General features: G+C 62.7%; 17 protein-coding genes and 2 pseudogenes. 13 read left to right on the top strand and 6 right to left on the bottom strand.

Annotated elements, in window-relative coordinates; all coding sequences use genetic code 11:
- Positions 1-63: 63 nt before the first annotated feature.
- From IEV75_RS00890 to IEV75_RS00880, 3 genes are all read right to left on the bottom strand, one after another.
- Positions 64-813, bottom strand: a complete 750-nt coding sequence (locus tag IEV75_RS00890) for a hypothetical protein (RefSeq protein WP_188450662.1) — start codon at positions 811-813, stop codon at positions 64-66.
- Complete coding sequence (gene gshB, locus IEV75_RS00885; protein ID WP_188450661.1) at positions 810-1,763, bottom strand: glutathione synthase; 954 nt, start codon at positions 1,761-1,763, stop codon at positions 810-812. Before gshB ends, IEV75_RS00890 begins: the two co-directional genes overlap by 4 nt.
- A gap of 79 nt (positions 1,764-1,842) precedes the next feature.
- Positions 1,843-2,931: a DUF4238 domain-containing protein gene (locus IEV75_RS00880; RefSeq protein ID WP_188450660.1), complete on the bottom strand. Its 1,089-nt coding sequence runs from the start codon at positions 2,929-2,931 to the stop codon at positions 1,843-1,845.
- A gap of 173 nt (positions 2,932-3,104) precedes the next feature.
- Here IEV75_RS00880 and IEV75_RS00875 point away from each other — a divergent pair, with 173 nt between their 5' ends.
- The 4 genes and pseudogenes from IEV75_RS00875 to IEV75_RS00860 all read left to right on the top strand — a co-directional run.
- Positions 3,105-4,517, top strand: a complete 1,413-nt coding sequence (locus tag IEV75_RS00875) for a M20/M25/M40 family metallo-hydrolase (RefSeq protein WP_188450659.1) — start codon at positions 3,105-3,107, stop codon at positions 4,515-4,517.
- 349 nt (positions 4,518-4,866) lie between these two features.
- Positions 4,867-6,393: a signal recognition particle protein gene (gene ffh / locus IEV75_RS00870; protein WP_188450658.1), complete on the top strand. Its 1,527-nt coding sequence runs from the start codon at positions 4,867-4,869 to the stop codon at positions 6,391-6,393.
- Between the two features lie 29 nt (positions 6,394-6,422).
- Positions 6,423-6,917, top strand: a complete 495-nt coding sequence (rpsP, locus tag IEV75_RS14025) for a 30S ribosomal protein S16 (RefSeq protein ID WP_188450657.1) — start codon at positions 6,423-6,425, stop codon at positions 6,915-6,917.
- A 157-nt stretch (positions 6,918-7,074) separates the two neighbouring features.
- Positions 7,075-7,290 (top strand): annotated as a pseudogene (locus IEV75_RS00860) (GIY-YIG nuclease family protein); the annotation flags it as partial.
- Positions 7,291-7,292: 2 nt separating this feature from the next.
- On the opposite strand, the pseudogene IEV75_RS14020 reads toward IEV75_RS00860, so the two are convergent.
- Positions 7,293-7,361 (bottom strand): annotated as a pseudogene (locus IEV75_RS14020) (hypothetical protein); the annotation flags it as partial.
- A 161-nt stretch (positions 7,362-7,522) separates the two neighbouring features.
- Here IEV75_RS14020 and rimM point away from each other — a divergent pair.
- The 7 genes from rimM to IEV75_RS00825 all read left to right on the top strand — a co-directional run bounded on the left by rimM (position 7,523) and on the right by IEV75_RS00825 (position 13,001).
- On the top strand, positions 7,523-8,047 hold the full coding sequence (gene rimM, locus IEV75_RS00855) for a ribosome maturation factor RimM (RefSeq protein ID WP_188450655.1): 525 nt from the start codon (positions 7,523-7,525) through the stop codon (positions 8,045-8,047).
- Between the two features lie 79 nt (positions 8,048-8,126).
- Complete coding sequence (locus IEV75_RS00850; protein WP_188450654.1) at positions 8,127-8,768, top strand: hypothetical protein; 642 nt, start codon at positions 8,127-8,129, stop codon at positions 8,766-8,768.
- Between the two features lie 9 nt (positions 8,769-8,777).
- The gene (locus IEV75_RS00845) at positions 8,778-9,419 is read left to right on the top strand and encodes a hypothetical protein (RefSeq protein ID WP_188450653.1); all 642 of its coding nucleotides are present in this window, start codon (positions 8,778-8,780) and stop codon (positions 9,417-9,419) included.
- A gap of 48 nt (positions 9,420-9,467) precedes the next feature.
- Entirely contained in the window at positions 9,468-10,172 is a 705-nt protein-coding gene (gene trmD / locus IEV75_RS00840; protein ID WP_188450652.1) for a tRNA (guanosine(37)-N1)-methyltransferase TrmD, read from the top strand.
- Entirely contained in the window at positions 10,169-10,552 is a 384-nt protein-coding gene (rplS, locus tag IEV75_RS00835) for a 50S ribosomal protein L19 (RefSeq protein ID WP_188450651.1), read from the top strand. Before trmD ends, rplS begins: the two co-directional genes overlap by 4 nt.
- 153 nt (positions 10,553-10,705) lie before the next feature.
- Positions 10,706-11,788: a glycerophosphodiester phosphodiesterase family protein gene (locus tag IEV75_RS00830; RefSeq protein ID WP_188450650.1), complete on the top strand. Its 1,083-nt coding sequence runs from the start codon at positions 10,706-10,708 to the stop codon at positions 11,786-11,788.
- A 58-nt stretch (positions 11,789-11,846) separates the two neighbouring features.
- Complete coding sequence (locus IEV75_RS00825) at positions 11,847-13,001, top strand: FAD-dependent oxidoreductase (protein ID WP_188450649.1); 1,155 nt, start codon at positions 11,847-11,849, stop codon at positions 12,999-13,001.
- 146 nt (positions 13,002-13,147) lie between these two features.
- Here IEV75_RS00825 and IEV75_RS00820 read toward each other — a convergent pair whose 3' ends face one another.
- Positions 13,148-14,437 carry an adenylosuccinate synthase gene (locus IEV75_RS00820; protein WP_188450648.1) on the bottom strand — a complete coding sequence of 430 codons (1,290 nt, stop codon included), beginning with the start codon at positions 14,435-14,437 and terminating at the stop codon, positions 13,148-13,150.
- A gap of 145 nt (positions 14,438-14,582) precedes the next feature.
- Here IEV75_RS00820 and IEV75_RS00815 point away from each other — a divergent pair, with 145 nt between their 5' ends.
- Entirely contained in the window at positions 14,583-15,179 is a 597-nt protein-coding gene (locus tag IEV75_RS00815; protein ID WP_188450647.1) for a hypothetical protein, read from the top strand.
- Positions 15,180-15,280: 101 nt separating this feature from the next.
- Entirely contained in the window at positions 15,281-15,850 is a 570-nt protein-coding gene (locus IEV75_RS00810) for a hypothetical protein (protein ID WP_188450646.1), read from the top strand.
- Positions 15,851-15,857: 7 nt separating this feature from the next.
- On the opposite strand, the gene IEV75_RS00805 is transcribed toward IEV75_RS00810, so the two are convergent.
- Complete coding sequence (locus IEV75_RS00805) at positions 15,858-16,421, bottom strand: acyloxyacyl hydrolase (protein ID WP_188450645.1); 564 nt, start codon at positions 16,419-16,421, stop codon at positions 15,858-15,860.
- Positions 16,422-16,548: the final 127 nt, after the last annotated feature.

The raw sequence follows: 16,548 nt of genomic DNA, 5'->3' as shown, positions 1-16,548 counted from the left end.
CCAGATAGCCCTTCGGGCTTCTGGAATGACGACTGTAAGGAGTGGAGGCCGGGCCATGACAACTCACTTCCCACTCAGCTTCCTGTCCCTTTGCGCCGCCAGCGTCGCATCGCTGACCGTTTCCGCCACAAACCTGTCGACCGGCGTTTCAAGGCCAAGGCGGGCTATGGCAAGCTCCTGCGCGGTCCACTGATTGCCGGCGGGAAGCCGCGAGTTCACCGCGCTAAACGCGCTGACGCGTACATCGAAATGCCCGGTCAGGCAGCGATAGGCCTCAAACGGCCCGTGCACGGCCTCCGGCGCGCCCTCCACCGCCACTGGCACCGCCTCATAAACGACGCCCAGATCTTCGGTGGCGTTCATCAGCGCGTAGTCGCGCGGAGACAGCAAGGTCGCCCAGGCCGACACGCTCGCGCCCGGCTCGTCGGCCAGCGTTGCCGGCACCGAGCCATAGGCGGCGATACGGTTGGCCCAAGCGATGACATGGCCGGGCAGGCTGACCGCGACGACCGGGATCACCACGTCATCGATATACCGCGCAAACTTCCTTTGAAGCTGCACCGGCGCGGCGTTGGAGCCCACCGCCACTACCGGGTGATACGCGCCCTCATCAAGCCGTGCCGCCCTCTCCGCCCCCACCACTTCGGCGAGAGAGCGGATATGGCCGCCATCCACGACCTGCCAGCCGCTTATCGGGCCACGGCGCGACCGGATATCGAGCGTGCGGCCATCCACGAACAGGAAATCGCCCTCCGGCCGCGTGAACGGATAGGAGAGCGCCCATTGCATTTTCAGGTGCAGCGGATCGATCACGAGGACTTGCCCCGTTTTGCCTCCACCCAGTCGATCAGCATCTTGCTGACATCAATGCCGGAGAAGCGGCGCAGCTCCTGAATGCCGGTCGGCGAGGTGACATTGATCTCGGTCAGATAGTCCCCGATCACGTCGATCCCGACAAAGACGAGGCCGCGCGCCTTCAATTCCGGGCCGATAATGCGGCAGATTTCGAGATCGCGCTCCGTCAGGTCGGACTGCACCGCCTTGCCGCCGACATGCATGTTGGCGCGCACCTCACCCTCGGCCGGCACGCGGTTGATCGCGCCCGCAGGCTCGCCATCCACAAGGATCACGCGCTTGTCGCCATTTCGCACATCGGGAACGAACCCTTGAGCCATCAGCGGCTCGCGACTGACCTGTGCGAACAGTTCCAGCAGCGAGGCAAGGTTCTCGGCAGAATCCCGGATGCGGAACACGCCCGCCCCGCCATTGCCAAAGAGCGGCTTGACCACGATGTCGCGCCCGTGCGCCTCGAAGAAGGCGCGGATATCAGCCAGCGAGGAGGAAATGAGGGTGGGCGGCATCAGCCCTTCAAAGCGCGTGACGAACAGCTTTTCAGGGGCGTTGCGCACCTCTGCCGGGTCATTGACCACCAGCACGCCGGGTTGCAACGCCTCCAGCATGTGGGTGGAGGTGATGTAAGCCATGTCAAAGGGCGGATCCTGGCGCAGGAAGATCACGTCGACGCCCGCAAGGTCCATGACCACTGCCTCGTCCAGCACCACATGCTCGCCTTGCACGCGCTGCAGGGCGGTAACGCGGCGCGCCCGCGCGCGCACCTTGCCATCCTCCATGGCCATGTCCTTGGGCTCATAGACCCAGATTTCATGGCCGCGGGAGAAGGCTTCCAGCGCAATATCGAAGGTGGAATCCGCATTCACGTTGACGCCCGTGATCGGGTCCATCTGGAAGGCAATTTTCAGCATGGGATAGCGCTTTCAGCTTTGGCGGGCGGATCAGGCGCTAGACGTAGGGGATGAGGGAGGAAATGGGAAGGTGGGGTGCCTACAGCTTGACCTTGTTTCTCTTATCCATGCCCGCTTCTATCGCCCATTGATGCCGTAAAAGCCCGGCGCTGCTTCCGTCGGAGTAGCCAAACATCTTCGATCTAAAGCGCAATTGTGATGGCCACGAACGGGGTTGAAACGAGACACTCTCAATGTGGATCATACTCCGACCAGCTGGATTTGCCGACTGATCGTCTGCCATCTTAAAGACACCCTCCTTGCCTTCTACTGGAACCAACAGATTCAATCGAAAATGGACGGGCAACCTTCTTTCTACAATATCACAGAATTCCTCCCGAATAATTTCTAATTTATTCCAATCTGCAAAGTATATATTTGCATTTGCTTTTAAGTATTGTAGCTCATTTAGGGCCTTGACATCAGCATCTGAACTCATTGTCAATTTAAATCCATTTTTATCTGGAACTGTATATACATCCCCATCATAGAACATCACGGCCATTCTAGGTGAGAGCGGCATAGTCAATATCATACCTGAGTTTTGAATCCCGAAGTTTGTACTGCGTAACCTTCTTATATGAAATTTATTTGTATGAATAGCAGGGTCGTCCGATATGATAAATGGAGTATTGCTATTGTTTAAAATAAAAACCCCTTTTAGATCTATTGTATATTTAACTGTTTCATGCCAGCGCTGCATAGACTCCTCGACAATTCTTTCGTGGGTTGGGACATTATGTCCCTCGGGCAACGCATTGTGAAATATCCGATCATACATCTCTCGCAACATCACCGCCTCTTCGGCAAGCGACCTCTCAGTCCGCAGATGCTGAAGAAAACAAAACTCTCGCAGTATCGACAGATGCTGTCCCAACTCTAAATTATTGGCGGTAGGCAGCCCTCTTATAATTTCTGAGAATATTCCTTCAACAACTCCAAGGAATTTCTCTAACCTCAGATCTTTCCCATAAAAATAATTCTTTGAGCATTGATTTTTTACTGGTGCATTTTGAATTCCATTTTTTAATCTAATATTAAACAAATTTATTGCCTTGCCACTGCACTCTAAAGTCCAAGGCTTCAAAAGCGTTCTGGGCACAAAATGCTGGTTCTTTCGGTCAGCCATACCAGCCTTCTTTTTTTACGTCGCACAATCGCTCGACTACGAGCTGCTTCGAAATTAATTTCAATTAGCTAACGCTGGTTTTAACGCCGCCCCCCATCCTTGCCCGCCTCTCCGCCGGGGCTTAAGTAAGGCCCTCACGCCTTACACCACCCTTCGCCACCGGAGAGACCGCCATGGACGGACACACCAAATCATCCAGCACGCTGGACGCGGTTCTGGCCCGTCAGGAGGCGGATTTCGACGCGGCATTGGCGCGCTATGACCAGCTCTTGCGCATCCAGTCCATCTCCACCGATCCGGCCTACAAGGATGAGTGCCTGAAGGCCGCGCAGAGCCTTGCCGATGAGCTTAAGGGCCTTGGCTTTGACGCCCGCGTTGCGCCGGCGATTGGCCATCCCTTTGTCGTGGCCCACCATGAGGGGGCGACAGCCGATGCGCCCCACGTGCTCTTTTACGGCCATTATGATGTGCAACCCGTTGATCCGCTGGAGCTGTGGGAAGCTGACCCGTTCGAGCCGGAGATCAAGACCAGAGCCGATGGATCGAAATACATCCGCGCGCGCGGCGCCGCCGATGACAAGGGCCAGCTGCGCACCTTCATCGAGGCCTGCCGCGCCTGGAAGGAAGAGACCGGATCGCTCCCCTGCAAGGTGACGATCTTCTTCGAGGGCGAGGAGGAAAGCGGCTCCCCCAGCCTTGAGCCCTGGCTGACCGAGCATGGCGAGGAGATCAAGGCGGACTTTGCCCTCGTGTGCGACACCAATATGTGGGACCGCAAGACGCCCGCCATCACGGCGAGCCTTCGCGGCATGACGGCAGGCGAAGTGACCCTGAAGGCTGCGAGCCGCGATCTCCATTCCGGGCTCTATGGCGGCGCGGCGCGCAACCCGATCACCCTGCTGACGCAGATCCTCGGCGATCTTCATGACGAGACGGGCCGGGTGACCTTGCCGGGCTTCTATGATGGCGTGGAGGACGTGCCTGCGCCCGTGCTGGAACAATGGAAGGCGCTGAACTTCTCTGAAAGCCGCTTCCTCGGCGATATCGGCCTCTCCGTGCCCGCAGGGGAAGAAGGCCGCATGGTGCTCGAACAGATCTGGACGCGGCCCACCGCCGAAATCAACGGCATCAAGGGCGGGTATACCGGCGAAGGCTTCAAGACCGTGATCCCGGCCGAGGCCAGCGCGAAAATCTCCTTCCGCCTGGTGCCAGGTCAGGACCCGGAAAAAGTGTGGAAGGCGTTTGAGGCGCATGTGACGAGCCGCCTGCCCGCCGACTGTGAGGCCGTATTCGCGCGCCGCGATACCGGCGCGCCAGCCCTCTCCGTGGACGTGACCAATCCGGCCCTGCAGGCGTGTTTGGAGGCGCTGCGCGATGAGTGGGAGACCGAGCCGGCTCTCATGGGCTGTGGCGGCTCCATCCCCATTGTGGGCGATTTCAAGCGGCATCTGGGGATGGATACCATCCTCGCGGGCTTCGGCCTTGAGGACGACAATATCCACAGCCCGAACGAGAAGTATGAGCTGGAAAGCTTCCGCAAGGGCATACGCTCCTGGGCGCGCATACTGGACCGGCTGGCGGAATAACCCCCTCGTCCTTCGAGACGCTCACTTCGTTCGCCCTCAGGATGAGGGGGAGTAAGCACATACACAGCCCTCATGCTGAGGGCCGCCGTCAGGCGGTGTCTCGAAGCACGAGGGCGGGCAAACAGGTAAAGCCCCTCTTTCCTTGACTCTTGGCCGTCCCGCGCGTAATGCCACGCCCTCATAAGCAAGCGCACTAACCGCTTGCCTTGCCAGCACACGGAGCCGCTTCCCGCATCGACGGGGCGGAACAACTCCCGGAGGCTGGGAAGGTGCCCTGCCCGGCGAAGGCTCGCCCGGCGGGGTGGTTTTGCGTTTGCGCGGTATGCAGACCAAGGGTTTGGACGGCAACATGTTCGACGCGCTGAGCGAAAGACTGTCAGGCGTATTCGACCGGATCACCGGCCGGGGCGCGCTGTCTGAAAAGGACGTGGACGCGGCGCTGCGCGAAATCCGCGTTGCGCTGCTGGAAGCCGATGTCGCCCTGCCTGCGGTGAAGGATTTTATCTCCAAGGTCCGGGAAAAAGCGGTTGGCGAGGCGGTCATCCGCTCGGTCGCGCCCGGCCAGCAGGTCATCAAGATCGTCCATGACGGGCTGGTGGAACTGCTGGGCGGTGACAGCGAGCCGGAGCGTCTGTCGCTGGAAGGCGAGCCGCCCATCGCCATCCTCATGGCCGGCCTGCAGGGCTCGGGCAAGACCACCACCACCGCCAAGATCGCCAAGCGCATTGCGGAGCGCGAGAAGAAGAAGGTGCTCGTCGCCTCGCTCGACACGCGCCGCCCGGCCGCCATGGAGCAGCTTGCCCAGATGGCCGAGAAGGCCGGCGTGCCGAGCCTGCCCATCGTTGCGGGCCAGACAGCCGTTGAGATCGCGCGCCGGGCGATGAGTTCGGCCCGCCTGCAGGGCTTTGACGTCGTCATCCTCGACACCGCAGGCCGCACCACGCTGGACGAGGAGATGATGGGCGAGGCGGCGAAAATCGCCTCCGAGACCCGTCCGCGCGAGATATTGCTGGTCGCCGATGCGCTGACCGGTCAGGACGCGGTGGAAACCGCCAAGCGCTTCAATGAGCGGCTGAAACTGACCGGGCTTGTTCTCACCCGCATGGATGGTGACGGGCGCGGCGGCGCGGCCCTCTCCATGCGCTGGGTCACCGGCCTGCCGATCAAGTTTCTCGGCACGTCAGAGAAGATCGATGGCCTTGATGCCTTCGATGCGAAACGCCTTGCGGGCCGCATTCTCGGACGCGGCGATATCGTCTCGCTGGTGGAAAAGGCCGCCGCCGAGATTGACCATGAGAAGGCCGAAGCCCTCGCCAAAAAGATGGCGAAGGGCAAGTTCGACCTCAATGATCTGCGCGATCAGCTGGTCCAGCTGCAGAAAATGGGCGGGCTTGGCGGCATCATGGGCCTGCTGCCCGGCATGAACAAGCAGATGAAGGCGCAGGCCGCCGCCAGCGGGTTTGATGACAAGGCGCTGAAACGCCAGGAAGCCATCATCCTTTCCATGACGCCGCAGGAACGGGCGAAACCCGATATCCTGAAAGCCAGCCGGAAAAAGCGCATCGCGGCCGGCGCGGGCGTCGGCGTGCCGGAGGTGAACCGGCTTTTGAAAATGCATATCCAGATGGCCGACATGATGAAGCGCGCCGGCAAGGGCAAGGGCCTTCCCGGCATGCCGGGCGGGCGCATGCCCCCCGGAATGGGCGCTGGCATGGGCGGCGGTCTGGGAGGGCTTGGTGGCGGCCTCGGGGGCGCTGCCGATGACCTGCTGAAAGGAAAATCCCCAACGGGATTAAGTGGTTTGCCGGGCCTGCCGGGCACTGGCGCACCTTTGGGGCCTGATGGCCTGCCGCCCGGCTTCCCGAAGAAGAAATAATCGTTTCAACACCAAAAGGACTTCACACCATGGCTGTTAAAATCCGTCTCGCCCGCGCGGGCGCCAAGAAACGCCCTTACTACCGCATCGTCGTGGCTGACAGCCGCGATCCCCGCGATGGCCGCTTCATCGAGCGTATCGGTTCCTACAACCCGATGCTGCCGAAAGACCACGCCGAGCGCGTGACCTTCGACGCCGAGAAAGCCGCCGAATGGATCAAGAAAGGCGCCAAGCCGACCGACCGCGTCGCGCGCTTCCTCGCCGCTGAAGGCCTCTATGACTGGAAAGCGGGCAATAACCCGAAAAAGGCCGAGCCGGGTCAGGCCGCCAAGGAACGCGCTGCCGAGCGCGCCGAGAAGGAAGAAGCCAAAAAGGCCGCTGAAGCCGAAGCCAAGGCCGCTCCGGCTGAGGAAGCGGTTGAAGAAGCCGCTGCTGAAGAGCCGGCTGCTGAAGAAGCTGCCGCCGAGGCCCCGGCCGAAGAGGCCGCTGCCGAGGAAGCCCCGGCTGAAGAAGAAAAGGCTTAATCAGCCTCAACGTCGTCATTCCCTCGTCCTTCGAGACGCCACCTTGCGGTGGCCCTCAGGATGAGGGAATGACAACATTGCGCCGATCAAACCAAACCCTCATCCTGAGGGCGAGCGCCAGCGAGCGTCTCGAAGGACGAGGGTTTGAGGCGCAGCAATGAACGCCTGGGTCTACATTCTGCGTTGCGCTGACGGTTCATATTACACCGGCTCGGCGCGCGGGTCAGACTTGGGACCGCGTATCGGCGAGCATCAGGCGGGCGTCGGTGGCGATTACACGTCGCGCCGCCTGCCCGTAGAGTTGGTGTTTTCCGAAGGGTTTGACCGCATCACCGAGGCGATCTCGGTCGAACGCCAGATCAAAGGCTGGAGCCGGGCCAAGAAGGAAGCGCTGATACGCGGGGAGTTCTCCGTGCTGCCGGAGCTTTCCTCACGCGGCTTCAAGCCGCAGAAGTTATGATCCCTCGCCCTTCGAGACGGCCTTCGGCCTCCTCAGGATGAGGGATCAGGTTTCGACACAAGGCAAATTGCCCCTCATCCTGAGGAGCTTTCGCAAGACAGCGTCTCGAAGAACGAGGGGCATTATATCAGGAAACCACCACGACATGACCAACCCCCTCATCGTCATTGCCGCCATTGTCGGCGCCCATGGGGTGAGGGGCGAGGCGAAGCTGCGCGCCTTTGGCGAGGCGGCCAATGTCGCCTCCTACGGCCCGTTCCTGGACAAGGATGGCAAGACCATCCTCACGCCCAAGACCGCCCGGTCCTCCGGCGGCGAGGCCGTAATCGTGTCGTTCAAGGAACCGGTCACCCGCGAACAGATCATGGCGATGAAGGGCACGCTCCTGCACGTGCCGCGCGCCGCCCTGCCCGAGCCCGATGAGGACGAGTTCTACTATTCAGACCTGATCGGCCTGACGGCAGAGCATCTGGACGGCTCTCCGGCTGGCCGGGTGAAGGCCGTGCATGATTTCGGTGCGGGCGAGATACTGGAGCTCACCACCCCCGAAGGCGCGCTCTTCATCCCCTTCACCCGCGAAGCCGTGCCTGTTGTGGAGATTGCCAAATCCCGCCTCGTCATCAACCCGCCCGAGACAATCGATGCCGGTGATGAGGGCGTGGAGGAGTAGCCGCCGGGTCTGTTTGCGCTTGCGCGTTCCTGGCCCGCCTGCCTAATCTTCCCCCGGAAGTTGTGAAGGGGCCCCCGCGATGATCCTGATACTGGCAAGTGCCTTGGCGCTGATATCCGAACCGGTAGTGTGCAGTCTCACCCCGCAGGGCCGTGACATCCAGCAACGTGGGCCCACAGGCTTCACCGTAGCCTGCCCGGCAGATCACGAAGACGCCGCCGCTATCCAGGCCGCCACAGAAGCCGCCATCGCCGCGATGGATCTGCCGCTGCCGCGCCCGCGCCGTCAGGGCGGAAATCCGCCGCCCATGCTGTGGGCGGCGCGCCAGATAACCATGCAGAGTGAAAGCGGTGTTTGGCAGCCTGCCCCCGCGCAGGCACTGGTGCAGGCAGCGCCTGTACTGTCCGGGCGGACCACCGCGCGAGGATCGGTCAACATGCTCTGCGCGATCGGATTCACGCCCGGCGCCAACGGGGCGGATCCGCAGCCGAATGCAGCGTGTATCAGCAACCCCGCAATAGATACGGTCGTACGCCAGCAAACCGCAGCAATGATGCAACTGGCGCCTCTCTGGCGCTTTGCGCCTGTTAACGCCTCCTACTGCGACGACAGACGCTTCGAGATTGCCGCCACCCAGCTGGACCGGGCCACCGGCGAGCAGGAAGAAGCGCCTCCTGCTCCCGATCCGGACTTGCTGCCAAACCTCTGCGAAGCGGGATAGGCGGCCACGATGATCCTGATACTGGCAATCGCTCTGACCGCTTCCCAGCCTGTTACTTGCACTCTGACGGCACTGGGGGACGATATAACCGATCAGGGACCAGCCGGCTTCACCGTGGCCTGCCCGGCAGATCACGAAGACGCCGCCGCTATCCAGTCCGCCGCGGAAGCCGCGATTGCCAGGGTGGATCTGCCATTGCCGCATCAGCGTATCACCAGCAGGGGCAATCGAGCTGTCCATGAAACGGCGGATACATTGCTGATGGAGCGCGCGGAGGGCGGTGCATGGAGACCGTCGCTCGGTCAGGTTCTTGTCAGAGGCGTGCCGGTCTTCCCTGCCCGCGCAGTTGAAAATCGCGCCCGTCACATGATGTGTGCACTCGCTCTGCGTCCTGCGGCCAACGGCGCTGACCCCGCGCCTGACGTACAGTGCATCAGCAATCACAACAGCACCTTCGTGATCCGCTTGCTCACCGATGCCATGCGAGTGTCCGCAGAACGTTATCGGTTCGCACCAGCTGACACCGCGTATTGTCTGGATGAACAGGTGTCAGCGGAATCCCGGGTGATAGTAATGCCGGGAAGGCGGCTCGAGCAGCCCACGCCGCCGCCCGATCCGTCTGCCCTTCCCAATCTGTGCGATGCGGGGTAAGCGCACCCCCTTGCCCCGTAGCGCCTGCTGGCGCATACACCCCCTCCCATGACCTTCACCGCCACCGTTCTCACCCTCTATCCGGAAGCCTTTCCCGGCGCGCTTGGCGTGTCGCTGATCGGCACTGCGCTCAAAGAGGGCAAATGGGCGCTAGAGACGGTGGACATCCGCGCATTTTCCCGTCATAAGCACGCCTCCGTTGATGACACCCCCGCTGGCGGCGGCCCTGGAATGGTGCTGCGCCCGGATGTGATTGCGGAGGCGGTAGACAGTGTGGAGCGCGATGCGCGCCCGCTGATCTGCCTCACACCGCGCGGCAAACCGCTCTCTCAGACCATGGTCCGGGAGTGGGCGGAAGGGCCGGGCGTGATTTTGGTATGCGGGCGCTTTGAAGGCTTCGACCAGAGGGTCATCGAGGCGCGCGGCATGGAAGAGGTAAGCGTCGGCGATGCCGTCCTTGCCGGTGGAGAGATACCCGCGCAATACCTCATCGAGGCGTGCGTGCGGCTAATCCCCGGCGTACTGGGCAAGATGGCATCAACCGAAGACGAGAGTTTCGAGGGTGATCTCCTCGAATATCCCCAATACACCCGCCCGCGGGTGTGGGAGGGGCGGGAGATCCCCGACGTGCTGCTGGGCGGCGACCATGGAAAGGTCGCTCACTGGCGGCGTGAGCAGGCAGAACAGGCAACGAAGGACCGCCGTCCGGATCTCTGGGCGAGATATCAGCGGCGGGATGGAGAGACGAGATGAACCTCATTCAGAAGCTCGAACAGGAAGAAGCCGCGCGCGTTCTTGGCGAGAAAGTGCTCCCGGAATTTTCCGCCGGTGACACGCTGATCGTCGGCGTGCGCATCCGCGAGGGCGAGCGCGAGCGCGTCCAGCGCTTTGAAGGCGTGTGCATCGCGCGCTCAGGCGGCGGGCTCAATGAGAGCTTCACCGTGCGCAAGATCTCGTTTGGCGAAGGCGTCGAGCGCGTCTTCCCGCTCTACTCCCCGCTGGTGGAAAGCATCGAAGTGAAGCGCAAGGGCCATGTGCGCCGCGCCAAGCTCTACTATCTGCGCGACCGCCGCGGTAAGTCCGCCCGTATCGCCGAGCGCACCTCGGGCCACGGCATCGAGAGCCGCGACTAATTTTTCCGCACCGCCGGAATGCAAAGACGCCCATCGGCAACGGTGGGCGTCTTTCGTTTGCCCCTGAGGGTGCGCGTCATGGATTTGTCACTGCCAAACACGCGCCGGTGCAGCTAACCTCCTGCCCGAAGCGAATCCAGCCGGGGGCCATCCATGTCAATCTTGCGCACCAGTCTTCTCCTGCCCGCCCTGCTAGTGGCGCTCGCCGCCTGCAATCCGGCAGGCGAGCCGCCGGCAGACGAACCCGCCCTGCCCGAACGCACGCCCGGGCAGGTGACAGGCCAGCTGGCCGAGGACACGCGCGAGATCGGCACCTTCCCGACGCTGACCGGTGAGCTGCCCGCCATCATCGCACACAGAGGCGCAAGCGGTTATCGGCCCGAACATACCCGTTCGGCCTATATGCTGGCGCTGGAACAGGGCGCGGACATCCTGGAACCCGATCTCATGGTCTCGCGCGACGGTGTACTGATCGTACGCCATGACCCGTATCTCTCAACCTCTACCGACGTGGCCGACAGGCCCGAGTTCGCCGACCGCCGCCGCGAGCTGATGGGACGCGAGGACTGGTGGGTGATGGACTTCACCGCCGAGGAGTTGCGCTCGCTTGGCGCAAGGCAGGTCTATCCCGGCCGGTCTGATGAACATGACGGTCTCGACACGGTGATGACGTTTGGCGAATTCCTCGATCTCGCTGCAGAGGCCGAAGCGGCCTGCGCCTGCGAAATCCCGGTCGAGCCGGAAATCAAGCTACCGGCCGAACATACCGCCATGGGTCTCGATCCCGCCCCCATCCTGATCGCCGAGCTGGAGGCGCGCGGCCTCAACACCGATACCGCCCTCGTCATTATCCAGTCCTTTGATGCACCGTTTCTGGAGCGCCTGCGCCCGATGACGCCGCTGCCTCTGGCCATGCTGCACTATGGCAGCGAGCCGGGCGGCGACATGAATGGCTACAGCCTGGAACAGGTGGCCGAATTTGCCGATGCCATCGGCGCATACAAGGGCCTGCTGCTGAACCCCGATGGTTCCAGCACGGGCTATCTGGAGCGCGCACACGCTCTGGGCCTCGTGGTCCATACCTGGACGCACCGCGACGATGCGCCTTCGCTTCTGGCAGACGGCGATACCGATGATGAGTTGCGGGCCCTGTTCGCACTGGGCGTCGATGGCGTGTTTACAGACTTTCCCGACACGGCGGTGCGTATCCGCGAGGAAATGCTGAACGCCGAATAGATTTTTGGCCGGTCCCGGGGCAGGCTTGGCGCCTTCGACCAACCAGTGAGGCCTGCCCATGGACCGCCGCTCCGCGCTGAAACTCCTCTCCGGTGCCGGGCTGGGCCTGGCAGCTGCGCCTCTGGTATCGGCAGGCCGGGCCCCGGCGCTGACGCCCTCGCTGGACCAGCCGCCCAATTTCGTGCCCGCCGACATCTCCGCGCGCCGCATCATCCGTCAGGTGGTGGGCCTCAGGCCCTTCCGCGAAGCGGGCTATGTGGTACGCGCCGAGCGCTTTGACCGGCGCAAGACACTTGTTCACCACTACGGCCATGGCGGCGCAGGCGTGACGATGAGCTGGGGCACCGCCGCTGAAGCAGAGCGCGCGCTGCTGGCCGCCACGAATGAGCGCTCCGTGGCCGTGCTGGGCTGCGGCGTGATCGGGCTGACGACCGCCCTGCTTCTGCGCCGCCGGGGGATGGATGTGACCATCTATGCCGAGGCGCTGCCACCCCACACCACCTCCAATATCGCCGGTGCGGTCTGGGGGCCGTCCAGCCTCTATCGCCGCACATCGATCGACGAGGCCTTCATGGCCCGTTTCATCGATGCCGCCCGGACCAGCCAGCGCGCCTTCCAGCACTTCGCCAATGATCCGCGTTACGGGGTGTACTGGCTGCGCCAGTATGATTTCTCGCTGCGCACACCTGATGCTCCGAGAGAGCCCCAGCCGCTCGATCATCTCTACCCCGGCCTTGTGCGCCATACCGACCCCGATCGCTGGTTCGGCTATCCATCGGTGACCGAAAACCATGTACTGATGATCGATCCGGATATCTATCTGCGCGCCCTGATGAGTGATTTCGAGAACGCAGGCGGGCGCATAGTGACCGCGCGGTTCGAGACACCCTCGGACGTTGCGCGCCTGTCTGAACGCGTGATCGTCAACTGTACCGGTCTCGGCGCGCGCGATGTGTTTGGCGATGATGAGTTGCGCCCCATGGCAGGCCAGCTGACCATGCTCCTGCCCCAGCCGGAGCTGGACTATGCCTATACGGCGTATGAGAACGGGATACTCTACATGTTTCCGCGCCGCAGCTCGGTCGTGCTGGGCGGGACCACGGATCTGGACCTTGCCGATACGAACCCGTCAGCAGAGGAAACCGCCCGCCAGCTCGAGGGTCATGCCCGGATTGCACGGCGAATGGCCGGCCTGGAGCGGGTCGGGGAGTAACAACTATCGCGTTTTCTCCCCCCGTTCACGGGGGGAGTGGCTCGAAGAGCCGGGGGGGATTGCACGAAAGGTCGCCCCTCCGTCAGCTGCGCTGACACCTCCCCCGTAAACGGGGGAGGACAAACTGCATCCCACGAACGGCCAACTCACCCCCTGAACGGATCCTGCATCAGGATCACGTCCTCGCGCTCCGGGCTGGTGGAGAGCATGGCGACCGGCGCCTCGATCAGCTCCTCGATCCGGCGCACATATTTCACCGCCTCGGCCGGCAGATCGGCCCAGGAGCGCGCGCCTTTCGTGGAGCCGCTCCACCCCTCCATCTCCTCGTAGACCGGCGTCACGCGCGCCTGATCGGCGGTAGAGGCAGGCAGGCGGTCAATGGTCTCGCCGTCAAGCTCATAGCCCGTGCAGACCTTCAGTGTCTTGAACCCGTCGAGCACATCCAGCTTGGTCAGCGCGATGCCGTTAAGCCCGTTGATCTTGGCAGACTGGCGCACCAGCACCGCGTCAAACCAGCCGCAGCGGCGCTGGCGGCTGGTGACCGTGCCGAACTCATGGCCCTTCTCTCCGATCAACCGGCCTGTCTCGTCGGTCAGCTCGGTCGGAAACGGGCCTTCGCCCACGCGCGTGGTATAGGCCTTCACGATACCCAGCACATAGCCGGTCTTGCCCGGGCCAACGCCCGTACCGGCAGCGGCCTGGCCCGACACCGTGTTGGAGCTGGTCACGAACGGATAGGTGCCGTGATCAACGTCCAGGAAGGCGCCTTGCGCGCCCTCGAACAGGACTTTCTGGCCATCAGCGATGGCATCATCCAGAAGGCGCCAGACCGGCGCGGCATAGGGCAGGATTTTCGGCGCGATCTCGAGGAGCGAGGCGACCAGCTCTTCGGCGGCGTACTCTGCCTCGCCATATCCGCGCCGCAGCGCGTTATGATGGTGCAGAAGGTCGGCTATGCGTGCGCGCAGTCCCTTTTCGTCGGCCAGATCAATCACGCGCACCGCGCGCCGGCCGACCTTGTCCTCATAGGCCGGCCCGATGCCCCGGCGCGTCGTGCCGATCTTCATGCCGTCATCGCGGTTTTCCCGGAAGCCGTCGAGATCACGATGGACCGGCAGGATGAGGGCCGCCGTTTCGGCAATCTTTACAAGGTCCGGCGTAATGGCGACGCCTTGAGCCTGAACTTTCTCGACCTCGGCGAGAAACGCCCACGGGTCAACCACCACACCATTGCCCAGAAGCGAGAGCTTGCCGCGCACGACCCCCGACGGCATCAGCGAGAGCTTGTAGGTCACGCCGTCAACAACGAGGGTATGGCCGGCATTGTGCCCGCCCTGGAAGCGCGCCACAACATCGGCCCTGAGGGACAGCCAGTCGACGATCTTACCCTTGCCCTCGTCGCCCCACTGGGCGCCGACGACGACTACATTGGCCATGAGAGAAACTCCGCTTGATATGCGGAATGACGGCTTAAAGGGCGCGGGCGCGGCCCGCAAGTGCGCGTGCTCACGTGAATGTGGATTGTCCCGGCCCGGAGAGATCGGCCAGGCTGGACTCACATGAAGGCAAGGAGCGCCGGCTATGCTGACGAGGACTCTCATTCTGGCCGGATGTGCCGGGCTTTCCATCATTATGACCGGGGCGGCGCACAGCCAGCAGTCCGGATGCTCTCGAAGCGCAGTCCACTCGGCCTTTGATTTCTGGGAAGGGGCCTGGAATGTGTACGGGGCCGATGGCGCGTTCGCGGGCCATAACCGGATATCGGCGGGCGGCGGCGGGCGTGTCCTGCACGAGCACTGGCAGCCCGTGCGCGCGGGAATGGACGGGCACAGCCTGAACTTTGTCGATCTCCATACCGGCCAATGGCGTCAGATCTGGGTGAGCGCGAATGTCCATATCGACTATTCAGGCGCACCCTATGGCGATGACTCCATGCATCTTGAAGGCGAGATCACCTATTTCCGTCCCGGCGCAGGTCATCGCAGCGCCGGTTTCCGGGGGCGCTGGCAAAAACTGGAGAACGGTCACGTGATCCAGCATTTCCAGCAACATGATGCTGAAACCGGCACCTGGACTGACTGGGCGCTCCTGACCTATGTGCCCAGCGGCATTGATCCGAACGGCGCCGCACCGGCGGCAGGCACAACCGGCCCGGCCAGCCCCGGCGGCCTTTTCTGATCACCCGGAATGCGCCCTCTCCGGCACGGTTTTCCCTGGCAGATTGCACCGCTTTGTGGCTTCATTCCTGCCAGCAGGGCTTTGTCATGGAGGGCGCAGTCATGAGAATTTCCATTCCTGTCGTGCTGGCGGGTATAGCTGGCCTCAGCGGCGCAGCATCAGCGCAATGCGACACCGCCACGCTGGAAGAGCTGGTCTTCCTGTCCGGTGACTGGAACCGCTACGAACAGACCGGCATCTATGGCGGGCAGAGCTATTACGTGCTTGATGCCGATGCCTGCGAAGTCGTGGAAATGGTCGAGGGCGGCGACGGCAACACGCTCCAGCGCGCCCTTTTCGTTGACCCCGATACCGGCCAGTGGCGCGAGACCTATAACCCCGATTTCTTCTATTACGACCTGTCGGGGGAGATCGATGCCAATGGCGCGCTGGTCATGACCGGCTGGAGCGACAGCGGCGAGGAAGGGTCGGTGCGCGAGGATTTGCGCGCGCGGTGGGCCCCGTTGGATGACGGCGCCTTTGCCTATGTCATGCAGGTGCGCGCGCCTGGTGCCGGGCGCTGGGACATCCTTGGCGCCTGGACCTATGTGCCGCGCGGCAGCGATCCAAACGGCGAAACGCCGGCCCCTGATGCCCAGGGACCGGCGCTCGGGTCTGAATGGTTCGAATGAAGAGCCGCTAGCGGCCGAACCGCCAGCTGATGCGTGCGCCGATTTCGTCCAGGCCCTGATTGCGGCCCTGACCGAGAATCTGCCCGTTCGAGAAGTGCTCGTAATACACACCCACAGCCACGCTGGGCGTCACGGCATAGTCGAGTCCCAGCTGGGTGTGGAAAAGGAAGCGCGAGCCCAGAAGAGCGCGTGAATTGGCCAGACGGATACGGTCCGGATCGCTCGGCGGCAATTGGGACACGTCGCGCACGCCATCATGGTAGGCGACGCCGAAACCGCCATCGACCGACCAGCGCTCGGAGAAATTGCCGGTCCACAAGAAGCCCGCGGACCCCAGATTGGTATTACCCGCCGAGTTGAACGAGCCGTAAAGATAGGGGCGCGGTGACCAGACCGGCGCCAGGAAATCCGGGCTGTCGAATACGATCTGCCCGCTTATCTGCACCCCGTCCTCGATATTGCGGGCCAGATCATGGGCGACAACGCCCAGACGGAATTCGCTGATCTGTGCCTGGGCAGCGCCCGTTGCCAGCGCGGCCGCGGCAAGGCCGGACATGATGGTTTTGCGCATGAGTTTCCCCTCGATGAGTCGGGGCGAGCATATTTCGGAACTCGGGGAATTCAAAGCGCTCTATTGGCGCGAGGTGGGACCCGCCACGGCGCCGCGCTGGCGCTCCATCGCCCCCCTCAGTGCGATT

Source organism: Glycocaulis albus (assembly GCF_014639075.1).
GTDB lineage: Bacteria > Pseudomonadota > Alphaproteobacteria > Caulobacterales > Maricaulaceae > Glycocaulis > Glycocaulis albus.
The sequence above is the reverse complement of the archived record's forward strand: the minus strand, read 5'-3'. Positions and strand labels throughout refer to the sequence as shown.

What these genes read in the sequence shown, in the direction of transcription:
- gshB (WP_188450661.1), bottom strand. Translation starts at nt 1,763, where the DNA reads ATGCTGAAAATTGCCTTCCAGATGGACCCGATCACGGGCGTCAACGTG.
- IEV75_RS00880 (WP_188450660.1), bottom strand. Translation starts at nt 2,931, where the DNA reads ATGGCTGACCGAAAGAACCAGCATTTTGTGCCCAGAACGCTTTTGAAG.
- IEV75_RS00875 (WP_188450659.1), top strand. Translation starts at nt 3,105, where the DNA reads ATGGACGGACACACCAAATCATCCAGCACGCTGGACGCGGTTCTGGCC.
- ffh (WP_188450658.1), top strand. Translation starts at nt 4,867, where the DNA reads ATGTTCGACGCGCTGAGCGAAAGACTGTCAGGCGTATTCGACCGGATC.
- rpsP (WP_188450657.1), top strand. Translation starts at nt 6,423, where the DNA reads ATGGCTGTTAAAATCCGTCTCGCCCGCGCGGGCGCCAAGAAACGCCCT.
- rimM (WP_188450655.1), top strand. Translation starts at nt 7,523, where the DNA reads ATGACCAACCCCCTCATCGTCATTGCCGCCATTGTCGGCGCCCATGGG.
- IEV75_RS00850 (WP_188450654.1), top strand. Translation starts at nt 8,127, where the DNA reads ATGATCCTGATACTGGCAAGTGCCTTGGCGCTGATATCCGAACCGGTA.
- IEV75_RS00845 (WP_188450653.1), top strand. Translation starts at nt 8,778, where the DNA reads ATGATCCTGATACTGGCAATCGCTCTGACCGCTTCCCAGCCTGTTACT.
- trmD (WP_188450652.1), top strand. Translation starts at nt 9,468, where the DNA reads ATGACCTTCACCGCCACCGTTCTCACCCTCTATCCGGAAGCCTTTCCC.
- rplS (WP_188450651.1), top strand. Translation starts at nt 10,169, where the DNA reads ATGAACCTCATTCAGAAGCTCGAACAGGAAGAAGCCGCGCGCGTTCTT.
- IEV75_RS00830 (WP_188450650.1), top strand. Translation starts at nt 10,706, where the DNA reads ATGTCAATCTTGCGCACCAGTCTTCTCCTGCCCGCCCTGCTAGTGGCG.
- IEV75_RS00825 (WP_188450649.1), top strand. Translation starts at nt 11,847, where the DNA reads ATGGACCGCCGCTCCGCGCTGAAACTCCTCTCCGGTGCCGGGCTGGGC.
- IEV75_RS00820 (WP_188450648.1), bottom strand. Translation starts at nt 14,437, where the DNA reads ATGGCCAATGTAGTCGTCGTCGGCGCCCAGTGGGGCGACGAGGGCAAG.
- IEV75_RS00815 (WP_188450647.1), top strand. Translation starts at nt 14,583, where the DNA reads ATGCTGACGAGGACTCTCATTCTGGCCGGATGTGCCGGGCTTTCCATC.
- IEV75_RS00810 (WP_188450646.1), top strand. Translation starts at nt 15,281, where the DNA reads ATGAGAATTTCCATTCCTGTCGTGCTGGCGGGTATAGCTGGCCTCAGC.
- IEV75_RS00805 (WP_188450645.1), bottom strand. Translation starts at nt 16,421, where the DNA reads ATGCGCAAAACCATCATGTCCGGCCTTGCCGCGGCCGCGCTGGCAACG.